At 41.5% G+C, this 21,039-nt stretch carries 19 protein-coding genes; 10 read left to right on the forward strand and 9 right to left on the reverse strand.

Features of this window, described 5'->3' with window-relative positions; genetic code table 11:
* Positions 1-15: 15 nt before the first annotated feature.
* Complete coding sequence (gene acs / locus BUE31_RS23825; protein ID WP_073406356.1) at positions 16-1,929, reverse strand: acetate--CoA ligase; 1,914 nt, start codon at positions 1,927-1,929, stop codon at positions 16-18.
* Between the two features lie 283 nt (positions 1,930-2,212).
* On the opposite strand from acs, the gene rpmB reads away from it, so the two are divergent.
* The 9 genes from rpmB to BUE31_RS23870 all read left to right on the forward strand — a co-directional run bounded on the left by rpmB (position 2,213) and on the right by BUE31_RS23870 (position 10,445).
* Entirely contained in the window at positions 2,213-2,446 is a 234-nt protein-coding gene (rpmB, locus tag BUE31_RS23830) for a 50S ribosomal protein L28 (RefSeq protein WP_073406357.1), read from the forward strand.
* Positions 2,447-2,551: 105 nt separating this feature from the next.
* Positions 2,552-2,734, forward strand: a complete 183-nt coding sequence (gene rpmG, locus BUE31_RS23835; protein ID WP_067063463.1) for a 50S ribosomal protein L33 — start codon at positions 2,552-2,554, stop codon at positions 2,732-2,734.
* A 65-nt stretch (positions 2,735-2,799) separates the two neighbouring features.
* Positions 2,800-2,961, forward strand: coding sequence for a DUF4295 domain-containing protein (locus BUE31_RS23840; protein ID WP_073406358.1), 162 nt, complete (start codon positions 2,800-2,802; stop codon positions 2,959-2,961).
* A gap of 182 nt (positions 2,962-3,143) precedes the next feature.
* Complete coding sequence (gene ftsY, locus BUE31_RS23845) at positions 3,144-4,109, forward strand: signal recognition particle-docking protein FtsY (protein WP_073406359.1); 966 nt, start codon at positions 3,144-3,146, stop codon at positions 4,107-4,109.
* Between the two features lie 123 nt (positions 4,110-4,232).
* Entirely contained in the window at positions 4,233-5,567 is a 1,335-nt protein-coding gene (gene rimO / locus BUE31_RS23850; RefSeq protein WP_073406360.1) for a 30S ribosomal protein S12 methylthiotransferase RimO, read from the forward strand.
* A 137-nt stretch (positions 5,568-5,704) separates the two neighbouring features.
* Positions 5,705-7,297 carry a bacillithiol biosynthesis cysteine-adding enzyme BshC gene (gene bshC / locus BUE31_RS23855; protein WP_073406361.1) on the forward strand — a complete coding sequence of 531 codons (1,593 nt, stop codon included), beginning with the start codon at positions 5,705-5,707 and terminating at the stop codon, positions 7,295-7,297.
* Between the two features lie 116 nt (positions 7,298-7,413).
* Entirely contained in the window at positions 7,414-8,748 is a 1,335-nt protein-coding gene (locus tag BUE31_RS23860; RefSeq protein WP_083620256.1) for an IPT/TIG domain-containing protein, read from the forward strand.
* A gap of 6 nt (positions 8,749-8,754) precedes the next feature.
* Positions 8,755-9,291, forward strand: coding sequence for an RBBP9/YdeN family alpha/beta hydrolase (locus BUE31_RS23865; protein ID WP_073406362.1), 537 nt, complete (start codon positions 8,755-8,757; stop codon positions 9,289-9,291).
* A gap of 74 nt (positions 9,292-9,365) precedes the next feature.
* Positions 9,366-10,445 (forward strand): Ldh family oxidoreductase, encoded by a 1,080-nt coding sequence (locus BUE31_RS23870; RefSeq protein WP_073406363.1) that lies wholly within the window; start codon positions 9,366-9,368, stop codon positions 10,443-10,445.
* Between the two features lie 65 nt (positions 10,446-10,510).
* Here the strand turns inward: BUE31_RS23870 and lepB (BUE31_RS23875) are convergent, their stop codons facing one another.
* The 7 genes from lepB (BUE31_RS23875) to BUE31_RS23905 form a co-directional block, all read right to left on the reverse strand.
* Entirely contained in the window at positions 10,511-11,938 is a 1,428-nt protein-coding gene (lepB, locus tag BUE31_RS23875; RefSeq protein ID WP_073406364.1) for a signal peptidase I, read from the reverse strand.
* 9 nt (positions 11,939-11,947) lie between these two features.
* Positions 11,948-13,411: a signal peptidase I gene (gene lepB / locus BUE31_RS23880; protein WP_073406365.1), complete on the reverse strand. Its 1,464-nt coding sequence runs from the start codon at positions 13,409-13,411 to the stop codon at positions 11,948-11,950.
* 3 nt (positions 13,412-13,414) lie between these two features.
* Positions 13,415-14,563, reverse strand: coding sequence for a signal peptidase I (lepB, locus tag BUE31_RS23885; protein ID WP_073406366.1), 1,149 nt, complete (start codon positions 14,561-14,563; stop codon positions 13,415-13,417).
* A 187-nt stretch (positions 14,564-14,750) separates the two neighbouring features.
* Entirely contained in the window at positions 14,751-15,500 is a 750-nt protein-coding gene (dapB, locus tag BUE31_RS23890; protein ID WP_073406367.1) for a 4-hydroxy-tetrahydrodipicolinate reductase, read from the reverse strand.
* 79 nt (positions 15,501-15,579) lie between these two features.
* Complete coding sequence (locus tag BUE31_RS23895) at positions 15,580-16,275, reverse strand: DUF5683 domain-containing protein (RefSeq protein ID WP_073406368.1); 696 nt, start codon at positions 16,273-16,275, stop codon at positions 15,580-15,582.
* 40 nt (positions 16,276-16,315) lie between these two features.
* The gene (locus BUE31_RS23900) at positions 16,316-17,233 is read right to left on the reverse strand and encodes a ParB/RepB/Spo0J family partition protein (RefSeq protein ID WP_073406369.1); all 918 of its coding nucleotides are present in this window, start codon (positions 17,231-17,233) and stop codon (positions 16,316-16,318) included.
* 7 nt (positions 17,234-17,240) lie between these two features.
* Positions 17,241-18,044 carry a ParA family protein gene (locus BUE31_RS23905; RefSeq protein ID WP_073406370.1) on the reverse strand — a complete coding sequence of 268 codons (804 nt, stop codon included), beginning with the start codon at positions 18,042-18,044 and terminating at the stop codon, positions 17,241-17,243.
* A gap of 311 nt (positions 18,045-18,355) precedes the next feature.
* Here BUE31_RS23905 and BUE31_RS23910 point away from each other — a divergent pair, with 311 nt between their 5' ends.
* Positions 18,356-18,877, forward strand: coding sequence for an NADPH-dependent FMN reductase (locus tag BUE31_RS23910; RefSeq protein ID WP_073406371.1), 522 nt, complete (start codon positions 18,356-18,358; stop codon positions 18,875-18,877).
* A gap of 145 nt (positions 18,878-19,022) precedes the next feature.
* Here the strand turns inward: BUE31_RS23910 and BUE31_RS23915 are convergent, their stop codons facing one another.
* Positions 19,023-20,963: a gliding motility-associated C-terminal domain-containing protein gene (locus tag BUE31_RS23915; protein ID WP_073406372.1), complete on the reverse strand. Its 1,941-nt coding sequence runs from the start codon at positions 20,961-20,963 to the stop codon at positions 19,023-19,025.
* Between the last annotated feature and the right edge of the window lie 76 nt (positions 20,964-21,039).

The following is a 21,039-nucleotide window of genomic DNA, read 5'->3' on the forward strand; positions in this document are numbered from 1 at the left end:
TTATCTCTTTCCTTCCTACAACGCTCCTGCTTTTATCTCATCAACAACGGCCGGATCAAGCAGTGTAGAGGTATCGCCCAAATTACTGGTATCGCCCTCTGCTATCTTCCTTAAGATGCGTCGCATTATCTTGCCAGACCTTGTTTTAGGCAAACCGCTTACAAACTGGATCTTGTCGGGTTTAGCTATAGCGCCGATGATCCGCTGAACGGTCATTACTATATCCTTACGCGCAAGTTCTTCATCGCCATGCTGGTTAGGGCAAACCACAAAGGCATATACACCCTGGCCCTTTATATCATGGGGGTAACCAACTACAGCCGATTCAACCACGCTGCTGTGCATATTAATAGCATTCTCCACTTCGGCAGTGCCAATCCTGTGACCGGACACGTTCAGCACATCATCAACACGACCAGTTATCCGGTAATAACCATCATCATCACGCAGACAACCATCGCCGGTAAAGTATAAGTTTTCGTAGGTAGCAAAATAAGTGGTACGGCAGCGTTCATGATCGCCATACGTGGTACGCAGCATACCAGGCCATGGGAAACGAATACATAAATTACCGCTTACACCATTACCTTCAACCACTTTTCCATTTTCATCAACCAGAACAGGCTGTATCCCAGGCAGCGGCAATGTAGCATATCCGGGTTTGGTTGGGGTGATGCCTGCAATTGGCGAGATCATAAAACCACCGGTTTCCGTTTGCCACCAGGTATCAACAATGGGGCATTTACCAAGTCCTATTTTTTCATCAAACCAGTGCCAAGCTTCTTCGTTGATGGGTTCGCCTACCGATCCCAATTTTTTTAGCGAGCTAAAATCTTTTCCTTTTAAAACATCATCGCCAAAGCTCATTAATGAACGGATTGCGGTTGGCGCCGTATATAATATGTTTACTTTATATTTTTCAACTATGTCCCAAAACCTTCCGGGGGTAGGCCATGAAGGAATTCCTTCAAACATAACTGTTGTTGCGCCCTGGCTTAATGGCCCGTAAGCAATGTATGAATGCCCGGTTATCCAACCGATGTCGGCGGTACAAAAATAAACTTCGCCCTGGTTATATTGAAAGGCATTGGCAAAGGTATAACCGGTATAAACCATATACCCGCCGCAGGTATGCACCACACCTTTTGGCTTGCCGGTTGAGCCGGATGTGTAAAGAATAAATAACATATCTTCCGCATCCATCTCTTCTGCAGGGCATTCTAAATTTCCCTGTGTTTCAACTTTCTTTATTTCATCTTCCCACCAAACATCACGGCCCTTGATCATTGAAACCGGCGTGCGGCTGCGGGTAAGCACAATAACTTTTTCAATGGTAGGGCATTGTACCAATGCATCGTCAATAATGCCTTTTAAAGGAATAGGTTTATTACCGCGAAAGCCACCATCGGCAGTAATAACAAGCTTACAGGTGGCATCATTGATCCGGTCGGCAATTGATTGTGCCGAAAAGCCGCCAAATACTACGGAATGGATAGCACCTATGCGGGCGCAGGCTAAAACCGCAATTGCCAGCTCAGGCACCATGGGCATATAGATACAAACCCTGTCGCCTTTTTTTACGCCGTTATTTTTTAGCACATTGGCAAACTGGCAAACTTTATTATGCAGCTGGCGGTAGGTTAAAACCCTGTGATCTTCCTGCGGATCATTAGGTTCCCATAAAATAGCAGGCTTATCGCCTAAAGTTTCCAGGTGACGATCAAGACAATTCTCGGTAATATTAAGTTTTGCGCCCTGGAACCATTTAATGTTTGGTTCTTTAAAATTCCATTCAAGCACTTTGTCCCACTTTTTGCGCCACAAAAAATTGCTGGCTATGCCTTCCCAAAACTCTTCAGGATTAGTTACGCTTTGCTGGTAAACTTGTTTGTATTCTTCAAAAGATGCGATCTTCATTGCGGTTTTCATAGTATCTGGAATTGGTGGGCGAAAATTACTAATTTCCGGTTTAATAGCTTGTATTAAATAAAGATTTATATAAATTTTAAAAAGTATTACTATCTTTTTAAAATATCAACATAAGCTATCTCTCCTTTGCCTTATATAAACAATGCTTTTACCAGTCAGTTTTTCCACTGAAACAACCGAATAAATATATTTTCAAATATTTTCAAAACTGTATTGCCTATTTCACATAAAATCCTGATATTTGCAAACTCTTTACAAAAAGGGATAATTAAAAAGATTTGTCATGTCAAGAATTTGTGATCTAACAGGAAAAAGATCTTTAGTAGGTAACAACGTTTCTAACTCAAACGTTAAAACCAAACGCAGATTTCATCCAAACTTAAAACTTAAGAAGTTTTATATTCCTGAGGAAGATAAATGGATAACCTTAAAGGTATCTACTTCAGCTGTTAAAACTATCAGCAAAAATGGTATAACTGCTTGTATCAATAAATTTGTAAAAAAAGGATACATTTAGTAGAAGGTTAATTGGTTGATTAAGTTTATTGGGTTGATTAAGTTCAGGATACCAATTGCTACAAATCACTAATTCACTCATTCGCTAATTCAATAAATAAAGAAAATGGCTAAGAAAGGCAATAGAGTTCAGGTAATTTTAGAATGCACCGAGCATAAAACAAGCGGCATGCCTGGTATGTCTCGTTATATTACCACTAAGAACAAGAAAAATACAACAGAAAGACTGGAAATGAAGAAATTCAACCCGGTTTTAAGAAAAGTAACTGTTCATAAAGAAATTAAGTAATTAACTGATTAAGCTGATTGAAAATCGCTAATTCATTAAATCACTAATTCAAAAAATAAAAAGACATGGCAAAGAAAGTAGTTGCAACGCTAAAAGTAGCAGGTAAAGGCAAAGAATATTCAAAAGTTATAACAATGGCTAAATCACCACGTACCGGTGCTTACTCATTTAAAGAACAGATCGTAGCTAACGATTTCGTTAAGGATGCGATAGCCGGAAAATTATAATAATAATTTTTGATCAAAATATAAAGCCATCTTGTATATACGGGAAGGCTTTTTTTGTTGAAGAGATTTTGATGCGAATGAATTTAATAAAAACAGATTTAAACTGATTATGTCTATATACTTACAATCAGCACATATTAAATCCGCACATTTGCATATCCGCACATTCGCACATTAAAAACATGGGATTATTCGATTTTTTCAAAAAAAAGGAAAGCACTCCACAAGAGCAAGAGGCGCTGGATACCGGTTTAGAAAAAACAAAGGATAACTTTTTTTCAAAAATAACCAAGGTAGTTGCCGGCAAATCATCTGTAGATGATGATGTACTGGACGACCTGGAAGAGGTGCTGGTAACATCAGATGTGGGTGTAAAAACCACGTTGAAAATCATCGAGCGCATCCAGGCGCGAGTTGCCCGTGATAAATATATAAGCACATCTGAGCTGAATTCCCTGTTAAAGGATGAAATTCAGAAACTCCTCGCCGAAAATAACAGTAACGATTTTACCAGCTTTGAGTACGGTACACATAAACCATATGTAATAATGGTAGTTGGCGTAAATGGCGTAGGCAAAACTACCACTATAGGTAAGCTGGCCCATAAATTAAAACAGGCGGGCAATAAAGTGGTATTAGGTGCTGCGGATACCTTCCGTGCCGCCGCGGTTGCGCAGATCCAGTTATGGGGCGAGCGGGTAGGTGTAAAGGTTGTGGCGCAGGCAATGGGTTCAGATCCTGCTTCAGTAGCTTATGATACTTTGCGTTCAGCTGTTGCCAATGGCGATGACGTTGCAATTATTGATACTGCGGGCCGTTTACATAATAAAGTAGGCTTAATGAATGAGCTTACCAAGATCAAAAACGTAATGCAAAAGGTTGTTCCCGGCGCCCCGCACGAGATCTTGCTGGTACTGGATGCCTCAACCGGGCAAAACGCTATTGAGCAATGCAAGCAGTTTACAGAAGCCACCGATGTTAATGCATTGGCTTTAACCAAGCTCGACGGCACTGCAAAAGGTGGTGTGGTGATAGGAATTTCGGATCAGTTTAAGATCCCGGTAAAATATATAGGCGTTGGTGAAAGCATGAATGATCTGCAGTTGTTTGACAGGCAGGGATTTGTAGATTCACTTTTTAAGAATTAAAGGATTGTCATTGCGAGAAAGAACGACGAAGCAACCTCTTACCTTGCAATTTCCGCCATGCACAGTTCGCGATTGCTTCGTTCCTCGCAATGACAAGTTGTGCATTGCATTGAGTTCTGAATTATGAAAACAAAATCAATTAGCAAGCCAGTAATTACAAACAAGCCACGGGTAAACGTAGTTACTTTAGGTTGCAGCAAAAATATTTACGATTCTGAGATCTTAATGGGTCAGTTGAAAGGCAACCATTTTGACGTGGTGCATGAGGCTGAAAAGGTAAACAGTGATGATATCATTGTAATAAACACCTGTGGCTTTATTGATAACGCCAAGCAGGAATCTATTGATACCATTCTTCAGTACAGTGAACTGAAGGAACAGGGAAAAGTTGGAAAAGTGATTGTTACCGGTTGTCTTTCTGAACGTTACAAGCCCGAGCTTGAAGCCGAGATCAGTAATGTGGATTCATGGTTTGGCACCAATGACCTGCAAAACCTGTTAAGCTCCGTTGGCGCTGATTACAAACACGAGCTGATAGGCGAACGCCTGTTAACTACTCCCAAACACTTTGCTTATTTTAAAATAGCCGAAGGATGTAACCGTCCGTGCTCATTTTGCGCTATCCCGTTGATGCGCGGTAAGCATTTAAGCTCCCCTATTGACCAATTGGTTAAGGATGCGAAGGTTTTAGCCAAAAACGGCACAAAAGAACTGATACTTATTGCCCAGGACCTAACCTATTATGGTTTGGATCTTTATGGCAAACGTAACCTGGATGAATTGCTTCGCCGCTTATCTGATGTTAACGGCATTGAGTGGATCAGGCTGCAATATGCTTATCCTTCAGGCTTCCCGATGGAGATCCTGGATGTAATGAATGAGCGTGATAATATTTGTAAGTACATGGATATGCCATTGCAGCACATCAGCGATGATATGCTAAAATCTATGCGCCGCGGCATCACTAAACAAAAAACCATCGATGTGGTAAACCAGATCCGTGACAAAGTTCCGGGGATTGCTATGCGCACCACGCTGATAACGGGCTATCCCGGTGAAACCGAACGTGATTTTGAGGAAATGCAGCAATGGGTTGAGGATACAAAGTTTGACCGCTTAGGTTGCTTTACCTATTCGCACGAAGAAAAAACGCACGCCCATTCATTGGTTGATGATGTACCGGAGGAAGTGAAACAACAACGTGCAGATGCCATAATGGAAATTCAGCAGGCAATCTCATTCGATAAAAACCAGGAAAAAATAGGCAATACCTATAAAGTGTTGATTGATAAAAAGGATGGCGGCTATTTTGTTGGTCGTACGGAATATGATTCGCCGGAGGTTGATAACGAGGTTTTAATTGATGCCAAAATTGATTATGCTACCATAGGCAGCTTTGTAAACGTGCAAATTGATACCGCCGAAGACTTTGATCTTTATGGACATATTGTAAAATAAAGCCTTTTTGATTTATAGGATGTTTATTTTATAATTTTAAAGTATAAATTCGACACCTTTAACAATGGATGACATTTGATGTTTACACCGGGTTTCCCTAAATCCGAAATGGAACATCCGACATCCGAAATCAAAAAATGGACTCAGCCTGTATAAACTATAAAGACACGGGATCTTTCTCCCCAACCGTTATTGATTACCTGGAAGATGCCCCTGCGCTTCGTCCGTTTTATGGTTACCGGCCGGATCTCAATGGCTTTGCTAAAATGCTGAAAAGCAAAAAGGTAATTGCCGACCGTGAGATGCTGGTAAAGATCGTGACAGACCAATACAGCAAAATGCCCTACCAGGATGAGGTTCAAAACAATATATCCCTTCTCAAAAAAGACAACTCATATACTATTACTACAGGCCATCAGCTAAATATATTCGCAGGCCCCCTGTATTTTATTTATAAAATTGTTACGGCTATAAAATTGGCCGGTCAGCTAAAAGCGCAATTTCCAGATAAAGATTTTGTACCGGTTTACTGGATGGCATCTGAAGATCATGATTTTGCCGAGATAAACTATACCAATATCGGTGGAAAAAAAGTGCATTGGTGGTATGAGGCTTCTGGTGCTACCGGAAGGATAAACCCGGATACCATGCGCCAGGCGCTTAATCAATATAAAGGCGCTTTGGGTATTGAGCGCCATGCTAATGAGCTTGCCGAAATTGTTGAAACTGCCTACACAAAATTTGATAAGCTGGCCGACGCTACCCGGTATTTGGTGAATGCTTTGTTTGGCCAATATGGCTTAGTAATTATTGATGCTGACGATCACCGTTTTAAACAATCATTTGCACCGATAATTGAGCAGGATATAATTGAGCAGAACAGCTTTAAAAACATTGAAGCTACCAATAAGCAATTGCATGATTTGGGCATACACATCCAGGTTAATCCCCGCGAGATCAATTTCTTTTATTTGATGGATGGCCTGCGCGAGCGGATAGTTTTTGAGCATGATAGTTACAATGTATTAAATAGCGAGATCAGTTTTACAGAAGCTGAATTAAAGGCCGAGATCAGTCAGTACCCGGAACGGTTTAGCCCAAATGTGGTGATGCGCCCACTTTACCAGGAGTGTATTTTACCAAACATTGCCTATATAGGCGGCGGCGCTGAGGTAGTATACTGGCTGGAACTAAAATCAAATTTCGAGCATTATAAGGTTGATTTCCCAATCCTGATCCTGCGTAATTCTGGTTTGGTGATAGGCAAGGAAACTGCTTCAAAAATTGCTAAAATGGATCTGCAACCTGCCGACCTGTTCAAAACCAGTGATACCATAAAAAACGACTGGATAAAAAAGCATAGTCAGCATAATTTAACGCTTACAGAAGAGTGGCGCGAACTGACCAGTGTTTTTGAAAAAATAAAGCTGCGCGCCTATAAAATAGATAGCACTCTTGCTCCATCAGCAGATGCGGTACAGACCCGGTTAAAACATGCGGTTGATAACCTGGAGAAAAAACTGATAAAGGCCGAAAAACGCAACTACCTTACCCGTCTTGAGCAGGTTGAACATATCAAGAGCGATATTTTCCCAAAAGACAGCCTTCAGGAACGCTCCGAAAACTTCGGCCTGTTTTATGTAAAATGGGGGCAGGAATTTATTGATGAACTCATCCGCCACTTTGAGCCACTTGATTTTAAGTTTACAGTGCTGACGGAGAAATCCTGATAACTTAATTATCCAGCACTTTTCACCAATAAATTACTCTTATTTATCTGGTAGTTATCGAATTAGTAAATTATATTTAGCAATTGGTAAATATAACTTCACAAGTCAAATTCGGAATGATATATAAGCACATAAAGTCAGGCAGTGTTATTCGCATCCTTGTATTTTTAACAGTCTCATTTTTGATATCCTGCTCTAAAAAAACTGCGGATACTCCCAATAAGCCAGTAGCTATTACGTCTTTAAGCGTAAACACAGGGCCATACAATACTAGTGTAACTATTAACGGCACAGGTTTTAGCGCTGCCATTGCCGAAGATAAAGTATTATTTAATGGAAAGCCCGCTGAAATTAAAGCCGCATCAGCCACAAAGATAATAGCTACTGTTCCAGTGGGCGCTGGCACCGGAGTTGTTAGTGTTTCCGTAAAAGATGCTACCGCAGTACCAGGCCCTGTATTTACTTACCAGTTTACTGCTGTAGTAAGCGCATTTGTGGGTAGCGGTAAATCGGGATATGATGATGGGCAGGGTGCCGCAGCTTCCTTTTCAACTATCTCTTCGCTTGAATTTGATGCAGACGATAACTTATATGTAACTTCCGGCAACGCCATCAGGAAGGTTAGCCCTGATGGGCTGGTAACTACTTTAGCCGGCAGCAGCAAAGAAGGAAGTGATGACGGTAAAGGAGCGGCCGCATCTTTCAAATATCCGCAATGTACTGCAATTGATGCAGCCCATAATATCTATGTTGGCGACACCGAGAATAGACTGATCCGTAAAATAAGCCCTGATGGGGATGTTACTACTATTAGCGGCCACATTGGGGGAGGCTATGCCGACGGAAAATTAAGTGATGCTTTGTACGTTGACCCCGATGGGATGGCCTTTGATAAAGCAGGCAATCTTTTTGTAAGTGATGGCCGCAATAATGTTATCCGAAAAATCTCGACTGATGGAATAGTAAGCACATTTGCAGGCGGCGGCCCGTTTGCGAGAGGTTCAAAAGACGGAAATGGCACCAATGCTACTTTTACTGAGCCATTCTCAATCGCGTTTAATTCTTCAGGAAATCTGTTAGTAGCAGATTTCTCCAGAAGTTTAATCAGGGAGATTGCACCTAATGCCGATGTTACAACATTTGCAGGTGGTAATAGCAAGGGCACCTTTATTAACGGGAAAGGAACTTTAGCATCATTTTTTTCTCCCTGGGGTGTTGCTGTAGATGCAAAAGATAATATCTATGTAACCGACTTTGGTAACAATGTGATCAGGATGATAACGCCCAACGGTGAAGTAAGCACGCTAGTGGGTAGCGGTGCTTCAGGCGCTGCAAACGGACCGGCTGACAAAGCCTCATTTAACTCCCCCGGCGGAATAGCGATTGATAAGTCGGGGAATATATACGTGGCTGATTTTAATTATTTGATTCGAAAAATAACTTTGAAATAAAAGTATATGCAATTCAATTCTACAATCCTTATCATTCCTGGCCTTGGCAATTCAGGCCCGCAGCATTGGCAATCTATTTGGGAAAACAAGTTTAATTTCACCCGTGTTGAACAGAAAGAATGGGAAACCCCTGTTTGCGCTGACTGGATAGAAGCTATTAACAATGAAGTAAGCAAACATGACCCTGCTAATGTGATATTGGTTGGCCATAGCCTGGCTTGCTCAACAATAGCCTATTGGGCGCAAAAATTTAACATTAAAATTAAAGGCGCCTTATTGGTTGGGCCAAGCGATACCGAGGCAGATACCTACCCACCCGGAACAACAGGATTTAAACCTGTACCTCTGGTTAAACTACCATTCAAAACAATAGTGGTAGCCAGCACAAACGATTTTTATGTAAAATTTGACCGCGCCGAACTTTTTGCCGATAGTTGGGGTAGCGAATTAATTAATATTGGGGATGCGGGGCATATTAACGTGTCATCGGGTTTCGGAGAGTGGGATGAAGGGTTGGAGATATTGAAGGAGCTGGATAAATAATTAATTCCCAAAAGATTTACGAAGTTTTTGAAACTTCGTAAATCTGGCTGAATGCAAACCCGCTATATTTGCCCATGCTAATCTCTCAATCAGCTCTCCGTAATTTCACCCAAAATATCTTCCTTTCCATGGGCTGCAGTAATGAACATGCTGTTCTGGCTGCGGATGTATTGTTGCAAGCAGATCTTCGCGGAATTGATTCGCACGGTGTTGCACGCCTGGTGGGCTATGTGCGCCTGTGGGAAAGCAAACGGATAAACACTAACCCAAATATCACCATTGTACACGAAACACCCACCACAGCCACTGTTGATGGCGATGCGGGTTTAGGTCTGGTCGTTGCTCCCTTTGCTATGCGTTTAGCCATTAAAAAGGCTGAGCAATACGGCTCCGGCTGGGTGTCTGTACGAAACTCCAACCATTTTGGGATTGCAGGTTATCACAGCTTGCTGGCGGTTGAAAAAGACATGATCGGTTTTGCCATGACCAATGCCAGTCCGCTGGTTGCACCAACTTACTCAAACGAAAGATTACTGGGAACCAACCCCATGTGCTACGCTTTTCCGGCGGGTAAATATCCACCGGTAGTGGTTGATATGGCTACTTCGGCGGCTGCAAACGGCAAGCTGGAGATTGCGCAGCGTGCCGGAAAACCGGTTCCCGAAGGTTGGATCCAGGATGCTGATGGTAATTATACCACCGATCCGCATGCTTTAAAATCCGGTGGCTCGCTTTTACCATTAGGTGGCGATAAAGAACATGGCAGCCATAAAGGATTTGGACTAAGCGCAACGGTAGATATTCTTTCGGCAGTATTATCTGGGGCTAATTATGGGCCATGGGTGCCCCCGTTTGTTGCTTTTTTACAGCCTCCGACAGACCCTGTTGGCCTGGGCATCGGTCATTTTGTTGGGGCTATGCGGGTGGATGGCTTCCGCCCTATTGATGAATTTAAAGCACATTTGGATAACTGGATCACCCGTTTTAAATCGGCACAAACAGTTGATCCTGATCAAAAAGTTATTATCCCCGGTGAGCCGGAGCTGGAAGCCGAAGCAGATAGAAAAGTAAACGGCATCCCGTTAGTTGATGCTGTTGTGGAGGATTTGAATGGGCTGGCTGAGAGGTTTGGGATAGGCCCCCTGGCCCCCTAACGGGGGAATGCTTGATTGAGATTTAACTTAATCAACCACTCTCTTAATCAATTCAATCAACCAATTTACCTTATCCACTTAAAGATCCTTCTCCAACGGGTCTGGTGTAAAAAATCTGCGATTTCATCGGTGCTCATCCATATAAACAGCGCTTTGCCAACAATATGATCCTCTGGCACAAATCCCCAAAAGCGCGAATCTTCCGAGTTATGGCGGTTATCGCCCATCATCCAGTAATAATCCTGTTTAAAGGTATAGGTTGCAGCTTTTTTTCCATTGATTATAAGATCCTTGCCTGAGATAGTAACCTTGTTGTTTTCATACACCTCAATAGCCCGTTTATACATTGGGATAGTTAAGTCATTCAATGTAATTGTCCAGCCTTTTTTAGGGATGATGATTGGGCCAAGGTTATCTAATGTCCATCTGAAGTGTTTGTCGTGCGGAAAGATTGATTCTTCAAACCCTGAGATATTCTGGTAATATTCAGTTACCGATTTAACGTTAGCATAAGCGCTCATTGCTTTGGCAGATTGGCGGGTCATCAGCATTTCATAGTCATTATCACCAAATTGCTGCCGTACATCAATATGCAGTTCCCGTAAAATAAGCGAATCAAGCAGTTGGCCGTTTGTATGTACAATATATGCAGGCTGCCCATCCACTGGGTTTAGCGCTTTTTTACCATTTATGTAAACCTGCGCATTGATGATCGTCAGTGTATCTCCGGGAGTCGCCTGGCAGCGTTTTATATAGTTTTCGCGTTTATCAACAGGCCGGTAAAACGGTGAATCAGCATCCATCGGATAATTAAAAACAACAACATCACCCTTTTTAACAGTGCTTAACCCTGGCAGGCGAAAATAAGGCAATTTAATGCCGTCCCAGTAAGCTTTAGTATTAATAAGCGGCATGGTATGATGGGCAAACGGAAAAGAAACCGGGGTAATTGGCGTACGCGGACCATAGTTAACCTTACTCACAAATAAATAATCGCCAATTAAGAGCGAACTTTCCATTGATCCGCTTGGGATAACGTAAGCCTCAATAAAAAAGGTACGGATCAGCGTGGCGGCAAGCATGGCAAACAATATTGCTTCTGTCCACTCCCGGGTTGATGATTTAACTAACTTTTCCCGGTGTGCTTCCTTAAACCCAATATTTGCAGATTGCCCAAGGTATTGGGTCTTTTTCTCAAAACCCCATTTTGGGAGAAATATAAATGGCAATAGTATTGCAGCGGCCTGCTGCCTTATGGTAAATTTTCCATATGACTTAACAAAATCCATATAGATCCCGATACCAACAATAACATTAAATACCGGGATAAAAAGCCAGAAAAGCCACCAGGCGGGCCTTCCGCTTAGCTTTAGCATGATGTAGGTTGAATAACCCGGGATCAGCGCTTCCCAGCCCGGGCGGCCTGCTTTTTTAAACAGTTTCCAGGAACCGGCCCATATTAATACCAGGAACGCGACAACAGCATATACCATTACAAAACCTTAATTTATTCCTTTAAATAACCTGTCCCAGCGAATTTGACTAAATAGCGGCGCTTTATCATCTGCACTCATCCAGATAAAAGATGCCTTTCCTATAATATGATCTTCCGGAACGAAACCCCAAAAGCGTGAATCATCCGAATCGTGCCTGTTATCGCCCATCATCCAGTAATAATTCAATTTAAAAGTATAGCTCTTGGTTTTTTTGCCATTTATGAATATGTCATTCCCTTTAACTTCCAGTCTATTGTTTTCATAAATATTTATGCAGCGCTCATATAGCGGGTAGGTCATACTATCAAGTTTTACTGTCCAGCCTTTCTTGGGAATAATTATAGGACCGTAATTATCCACGTTCCATTTATAATCAGGCTGTCTGCCATTAAGCATTAAACTTGCGGGACCTACCGGATGGATGGAGTTTGTTGGATAAACCGGACTCTCTGGGTCTGTTAATCCTTTTGGTGAGATATGCGGCTTTATTGATTTAACGTTTGAATATCCCTTTAATATCTTAGCTGCCTCAGCTGTCATGGTCGGGTTTGGATTACCGTCATACATAGAAACATGCAGGTCTTTTAAAATTTGTGGATTAAGATCGGCTCCTGTTGTAACATAAGTATAATCTATTTCCCCTTCAGATGGATTTTGTGAAGGCCTGTTATTTATATATACCTGTCCATCAACCACGCTTAAAGTATCTCCGGCAATTCCTTCGCACCGCTTTAAGAAAATTTCGCGCTTATCAACCGGGCGATAGTAAGGTGAATCGGCATCCATAGGATAATTAAACACCACAACATCTCCTCTTTTTATGCTGCTGAAACCAGGCAACCTTAAATAAGGAAGCTTTAATCCATCCAAGTATATTTTAGTAAACGGGAATGATACGGGCCGCATTGGTGTGCGCGCTCCATAGCTTAGCTTGCTTACAAAAAAGTAATCCCCTGTAAGTAAAGTACGTTCCATTGAAGATGTTGGCATAATGTACGACTCTATAAAAAAAGCACGAATAAATATCGCAGCGGCAACAGAGCATAAAAAAGGGACACCCCACACAATAACAGTAGGCGTTTTTGCAGGCTTTCCAAATTTTTCTTTAAACTCCGCAGTTGCAGATGGGCCTAAATATCGGGTATCATCAAAGCCCCATTTGGGTAAATAAATAAACGGGAAAAATGAGGCTGCAAGTTGTTTACGGATAGTAAATTTTCCATATGATTTTATAAAATCAATGTAGATACCCAATCCGGCAACTAAGTTTAATATTGGGATAAAAAGCCAAATGAGCCACCACGCAGGTCTACCACTTATTTTAAGCATTACGTAGGTTGAGTAAAATGGAACGAGTGCCTCCCATCCTTGCCAGCCTGCTTTTCTGAATAATTTCCAATAACCAGGAAGCATTAAAACAAAAAAAGGGGCAGCTAATATGCATACCCCTATATAATAAGCTATTCCCATATATTAATGAATGCCATTGAATAACCTGCTCCAGCGGATCTTGCTGAAGAATGGTGCATTATCATCCCAGCTCATCCAGATAAACAAGGCTTTGCCAACAATGTGGTCTTCAGGCACAAAACCCCAAAAGCGTGAATCGTCTGAATCATGACGGTTATCGCCCATCATCCAGAAGTAATTCATTTTAAAGGTGTAGCTGTCGGTCTTTTTGCCGTTAATAAAAATATCGTTGCCTTTAACTTCCAGCTTGTTGTTCTCATAGGTTCTGATACAACGCTCATAAAGCGGATAGGTCATACTGTCAAGCTTTACTGTCCACCCTTTTTTAGGAATAATTATAGGGCCATAATTGTCAACGCTCCATTTAAAGTCAGGCTGTTTGCCGTTAAGCATCAGGTTAGGCGGACCAACCGGGTGACCCGGATTTGTAGGATAAACCGCGCTATTAGGATCACTTATCCCTTTTTGAGAAAGGATCGGTTTAAGTGATTTTATGTTTGAGTATCCTTTTAATTTATCGGCAGATTCCTTCGTCATGGCCTGATAAGTATGCCCTTCATAAAGTGTTATGTTAAGCTCATCCGTAATTTGCGGGTTAAGATCAACACCGTTGGTTGAATAACTGTATTCCATTTGCTCGCCCGGTGGGTTGGGAGCGATTTTGCGGTTTACATATACCTGTCCGTCAACAACACTTAAAGTATCGCCGGGAGCACCCTGGCAACGTTTTATAAAGTTTTCACGCTTATCAACCGGCCTGTAAAACGGTGAATCTGCATCCATAGGATAGTTAAATACCACCACATCGCCTTTTTTAACATCACTTAAACCAGGTAAGCGGTAATAAGGAAGCTGGATCCCGTCCCAATAGGCCTTGGTATTTATAAGCGGCATGGTATGGTGGGCAAATGGGAATGCAATTGGTGTTATAGGTGTGCGGGCTCCGTAATTAACCTTGCTTACAAACAAAAAGTCGCCAACAAGCAGCGATCTTTCCATTGATGGGGTAGGTATTACATAGGCTTCTATAAAAAAAGTACGGATCAAAGTTGCCGCTATTACAGCGAAAACGATAGCATCAGTCCACTCGCGTACAGCGCTTTTCTTTTTTTTAGGGGTATCTTTCTTTTTACTCCAGAATTTCCAGTTCATGTTTACAATATTGGTAATTTATTTTAGGAATACAGAATCAAGAGTCAAGAAATCAAGAGTCAAGATGAAAAACTTTTCTGTCAATGCTTAAATCTTTTCTTATTTCTTCTAATCTTGATCCTTGTTTCCTGTTTATCTTTATTCTTATCTCTTGATTCTTGATCTCTTGCTTCCTGACTCTCTTCTCTTATTTAAAGTCAAACATATCTTCAACCGAGTGGAATCCTGTTTTTCCCTGGATCCATTCAGCAGCCAATACGGCACCTAATGCAAAGCCGTTACGGTTATGGGCGGTATGTTTAAATTCTATCGAATCGACCTCTGAATCATAGATAACGGTATGCGTACCCGGAACGCTGTCAATCCGAAAGGATTCTATCAGCAGTTGATCGCTTTTTACATTATCATCCGCAGTTTCGGCGCCGTCGGCAGTAAGAGAATTAACCCATTCTTTTTTCGAGTGGAGGTTTTCAACTATTCCTTCAGCAATGGTTATGGCTGTACCACTTGGCGAATCAAGCTTTTGGGTATGGTGGATCTCTTCAACCTGCACATCATAATACGGGTAATTGTTCATCAGCCTGGCAAGCACCTTATTAACGTGGAAAAATATATTTACGCCAACACTAAAATTTGTGGCATATAACAGGGCTGTGCTGCTGCGTTCATATTGCTCTTTTAACTTTGGCAGGTTACTATACCAGCCGGTTGTACCAACAACAACAGGCACACCTGCATTAAGGCAGTGCTCAATATTACTTAATACGGTACCGGGGGTGCTAAACTCAATGGCAACATCGGCCATTTGCAGGTTTTCGGCAGTTAGCTCATCCTGGTTATCCTGGTCAATTTTTAATACGATTTCGTGCTTGCGGTCGGTGGCAATTTTTTCAATTATCTTGCCCATTTTCCCGTATCCTAATAATGCGATCTTCATTCCGGTTTTTATTTTTTTGATGTGATGCTAACAACCATACTGCCTGATGATTGACAAGATCTGTAACCTTGAACAATTATCAAAGTGTAAAGGTAATTTTTATCCCCGGAATATATGAACCGATAGAATTTTGAGCATAAATAGTTGGCTGATTGATCAGGCCGGGCGTTATCCGCATTGAAAAATTATTGTCAAGCGTATAGCTATGGATAAATTTGGCGTCGATATAAGCGTCAACAGCATTTATACCCCAAAAAGCTACAGCTCCTAATATACAAAGGTCACGGTTGCGGCGGTAGCCATCTTTTGCATCATAAATTGCCTGATCGCTAACATTTGCAGCTTTATATTGGTTATATTCAGTATAATAAGGATCACCAGCCTTTGGCGTTATTAAATGATTGCGATATATTGACAGTTGCAAAAACTCCTTGTAATACTGGGCATTAAATACTATTCCCCAGCCAAAAAGACCAAGTGCGCCATAAATAACAGGCACTTTCCAAATTTTGTGATTATATATCTGCCCCAGTCCCGGAACAAGCAGGGAGCGGATAACCGCCTTATGCGGGCTGTGCAAAGTATCGGGATGATAAACTTTCTCTTTCCGTATTTTAGGTGCGTCTGATCTTATTATATCGGTATCCTGCCGCATTGCCTTAAGTGAATCCATTTTACTTTTTACAACAGTTTTGATTGTTGTATCGGGCTTTTGTGCCCTGGCAGTAAAAACAAATCCGGCAAGCAGCCAGGTAATAAGCAAATATTTATACATCTGTTACATTAAAAAACCCTTTGTTGTAAGGGAATATAGTTTACCAATCCATAATTTCGAGGATCCGGCTAAGATCACTTTCTGATAAAAAGGGAATCTCAATTGTACCCCGGCCCTGACCGCCAATTTTCAGCTTAACTCTTGAGCTGAATTTAGATGCCAGGTCGTCCTGTATTTTTTGAACCTGGAACGAGATCGGCTCAGGCTGTTTACCTTCCTTTTTTACAGGCGCCCTTTGCATATCACGAACCAGTTCTTCTGTCTTACGAACGGATAAACCCTGCTGAATAATATGTTGATGGATATATATTTGTTTTGTGGGATCGTCAATAGTGATCAATGCCTTGGCGTGGCCCATGGTAATTTCGCCTTCGCGGATAGAAGCCTGGATAGCCGGGGGTAATTTTAACAGGCGCAGGTAGTTAGTAACAGTCGACCGGTTCTTACTTACGCGCTCACCCAATTCATCCTGTTTAAGGTTACATTCCTCAATCATCCGCTGCAAGCTAAGTGCTACTTCAATAGCATTCAGATTTTCGCGCTGCAGGTTTTCAATAAGCGCCATTTCCAGCATTTGCTGATCATTGGCACTACGGATATAAACCGGGATGTGTGTTAAACCGGCAAGCTTTGAGGCACGTAAACGGCGTTCGCCGGATATCAACTGGTAGCTATGTGCGTTTAGCCGCCTAACAGTAATTGGCTGAATAAGTCCCTGTAGTTTTATTGAATCAGCCAGTTCTGTCAAAGCTTCCTGGTCAAAATCAGTACGGGGCTGAAACGGATTAACTTCTATTTCAGATAATTTTATCTCGTTTACCGAACCCAGGCTGTTAACTTCAGGGCCGGATGAAACGTTATTTGCTTTATTATTATTTTGACTTTGATTAACACTTTCCGAATCATTCAGCAATGCACTTAATCCTCTTCCTAAAGCGTTTCTTTTTTCTGCACTCATCTTTTAATTATACTATTGCTGTATTTGTTGTGGCTTCTTCTCTAACCAAACCATTTTTGCGTAAAATTTCGCGGGCCAGGTTAAGATAATTTATTGCCCCTTTGCTGGTAGCATCATGCATAATTACTGATATGCCAAAGCTTGGAGCCTCGCTTAAACGCGTGTTACGCTGAATAATGGTATCAAACACCATATCTTCAAAATGGCTCCTCACCTCTTCAACTACCTGGTTTGATAAACGCAGCCTTACATCGTACATCGTTAATAATATGCCTTCAATCTCCAGTTTAGGGTTTAACCTCGACTGTACAATTTTTATGGTGTTTAACAGCTTGCCTAAACCTTCCAATGCAAAATACTCGCATTGTACAGGTATAATTACAGAGTCGGCTGCTGTTAAAGCGTTAATGGTGATCAAACCCAGTGAAGGCGAGCAGTCAATTATAATAAAATCATAATCATCCCTTATGCTGTTTAACACCGCTTTCATTTTATACTCGCGGTCGGTAAGATTTATCATTTCTATCTCGGCGCCCACCAGGTCAATATGGGCAGGCAACAGATCCAGATTCGGGGTCTCGGTTTTTTGAATAGCTTCACGCGGGTCTATCTGGTTAATGATACACTCATAAATGCTATTCTTTATGTTCCTCGGATCAAACCCAATACCCGAGGTTGAATTGGCTTGCGGATCGGCATCAACCAATAATGTTTTAAACTCCAATACGGCTAAACTTGCAGCCAGATTTATTGATGACGTAGTTTTACCTACACCGCCTTTTTGGTTGGCTAAAGCAATAATTTTACTCATTTTATACGTTAAAAAAATTTATAAATGGGTTTTTCACTAACAACGAAATATAGGAACAGCAATTTATACTTTCCTAAGGTTTTTTATGCGGGATAAAGATACATATTTAAATAATTCCGAAATCCACAGGTTTTGCCTATTTACAAACAGTTTTGGGTCCGAAAGTCGAGAAAGTCCGGAAGTCCGAAAGAAAAAGCTTGCGAATGTATACAAGACTTACGAAGTTTTGAAAACTTCATAAGTCTTTCCATGATTATTTATTTACTTTGTTCATTCGTGATTTTTTAATTCACAAATTCAATAACCCAAACATGGTTACTATCATATCAGCCACTAATCGCCCAAACAGTTCAACGTATAAGCTGGCACAGTATTATCAGAAAAAATTAAAAGAAAAAGGATTTGAGGCCGGGATCTTATCTTTAACCCAATTGCCGGCAAATATAATTGAAAGCGATCTGTACAAAAAAAGGAGCGAAGAATTTATGCCGATACAGGATCTTGTGTCAAAAACCGATAAGTTCCTGTTTATTATCCCCGAATATAACGGCAGCTTTCCCGGAGTTTTAAAGGTTTTTATAGATGCCTGCAGCTTTCCCGAAAGCTTTTATGAAAAAAAAGCAGCGCTTGTTGGTTTATCATCCGGTAAATATGGAAACATTAGGGGCATTGATCACTTTACCGGTGTTTGCCATTATATGCACTTAAACATTATGCCGTTAAAAATTCATATCGGCAGTATTAATAAAGAGTTTGACGCGGATAATAATCTTTTTCAGAAGGATACCCTGAAGTTTACTGAAGAGCAAATGGATAAATTTATTTTGTTTTGATTGGGAGATTACACCGATTTTTGTTGATTTCACCGATTGGAATAATCATATAAAGCTTATTAAATAATTTCACGCAAATCAATACTATTGATAATCAAATTTTTAGCCTTTAGCTTTACGCATTCTGCTTTTAGCTTTTATATAATCACCTTACAATAAACACCCATCCTGAAAGTTTAGGCGTGTTGTTTTTCAAATCGATAACATAGTAATAAGTGCCTTCGGGCAGGGCCGAACCGTTATAAGTACCATCCCAGGCTTTGGAATAGCCTATACTTTGGTAAACTTTTTTGCCATAACGGTCAAATACCAGGGTCGAGCTTTCGGGATAGGTAAATAAGGCTTCAATGTTCCATTGGTCATTAATGCCATCGTTATTTGGCGAGAAAGTATTTGGTATGATTATCTTTTTATAAACCTTTACAAAAACAGGAGCGCTGACGGAGATGCCACAGCTTTGCGATGTTACCGTCATGGTATAAGTAATATCATCAGTAGGATTGGCAATTGGCGTGGCTGATGTCGGGTCGTCAAGCGCGGTAGCCGGCGACCATAAAATGCTGCTGATCTTATCCCCTTTTACCGTTCCACTTAACTTTACCGATTGTCCCTCAAAGATGTTTTTATTTCCGCCGCCATTGGCTACCGGGTTCTGATTTACGGTTACTATTATTGATTTGGTATCGGTACAATAATCATTGCTCACATTAACATTATAGGTAGTTGTTACAAGCGGTGTGGCTATTGGGTTTGGCACATCATCATGATTAAGCCCGGTGGATGGCGTCCATTTGTAATACAATCCGCCCGATGCGCCAAGCTGTGTGTGTTCGCCGGCACATATAGGTGCAACGGCAATTACATTTGCTACAGGCTTTGGAATAATACTAACCTGCACATTTGCAGGCGCCCCTGTGCAATTTTGAGCTGATATGGGTACAACTGTGTAAGTACCTGCATCTGCCAGGGCAATGTTATTAATAACCAGCGGGTTTTGCAAAGTTGGCGCCAGGTCGGGCCCCGACCATATATATGTTGCCCCGCCAGAAGCGGTTAAGGTTAAGGTAGTGCCTTCACAGAAGGTTTGCGGCGCAATGGCTGCAGCAACAGGAAGCGGGATTACCGTAGCGGTTAATGGCAATGAGTAAACCCTGCAGTTAAGTGATGAGATATCCCCGCCATTTGCCACAACACCAACCCGGTATAAATAGGTCCCTAAAACGGTGTTATCAGCAGGCCTTATATAGGTATCGGAATTGGCTCCAGGTATGTCGGCCCAATTATTGCCGCCGGTATTATACTGCCATTGATATACCGGGTTGCCATTAACTTTGGCTTGTAGGGTAACCATGGTATTACTTCCTATACATACATCCTGCGCTGCTGAACCACTGAAAGATCCAAAACCAGCCTGCACCACCTGGCCGCAGGCACGAAAGGTAATGTCATCCAAAGCCAGGTCATTCCCGCATCCTCCCGGTGCATTGTTTATCATTTTTACAATAACGTTGGTAACATTAGCGGGGGTAGTAAAAAAGGTGCCGTATTGTGCCCATACCGTTTCGTCTGTAGGCGGTATATTACCTGTATTATAGGTTTTAAGTACCTGCCCGGTAGTTGTTTCGATTGAAAATGTAATATTAGGTTGGGAAGAAGCGCCTCCACAAGCTGATGGAATGATAAGATTAGTTATATAAGCAGCAAACTCATAAGTAGTATTGGGGCATAACTGGCCGGCATCTGCACTTTGGGTATAAAACAACCCCGGATTATTTGATGCATTAACTATCATCATATACCCGTTAGGGTTACCTGTGTGGTCATGTGAAAGGGTGTGCCAGGTTTGGCCAAAGCAGCCGTTAGTACTACTGGCAATGGTATAACTTCCATCATTAGGGCAATCGCTTCCAAAGTAGTTGTAATTGGTTACATTACTACCTAATGGGGCTCCCTGGTTAGTACCCGATCCAAAATCCTGGTTAATAACTGGATCGCCCAGGCTCCCGGTACAAACCTGCGCCTGGCTTTTGATGGCAAGAGTTATACAAACTACCAGTAAAAATAACTTAAGCCAAATTGGTTTCATCACCAGGTAAACAACTGTAAAATAATTGGTTTTATTCCAAAAGTAATTTAATTACTCAATGCGCGACCCGTAATTT

This window comes from Mucilaginibacter sp. OK098, from assembly GCF_900142915.1.
Lineage (GTDB): Bacteria > Bacteroidota > Bacteroidia > Sphingobacteriales > Sphingobacteriaceae > Mucilaginibacter.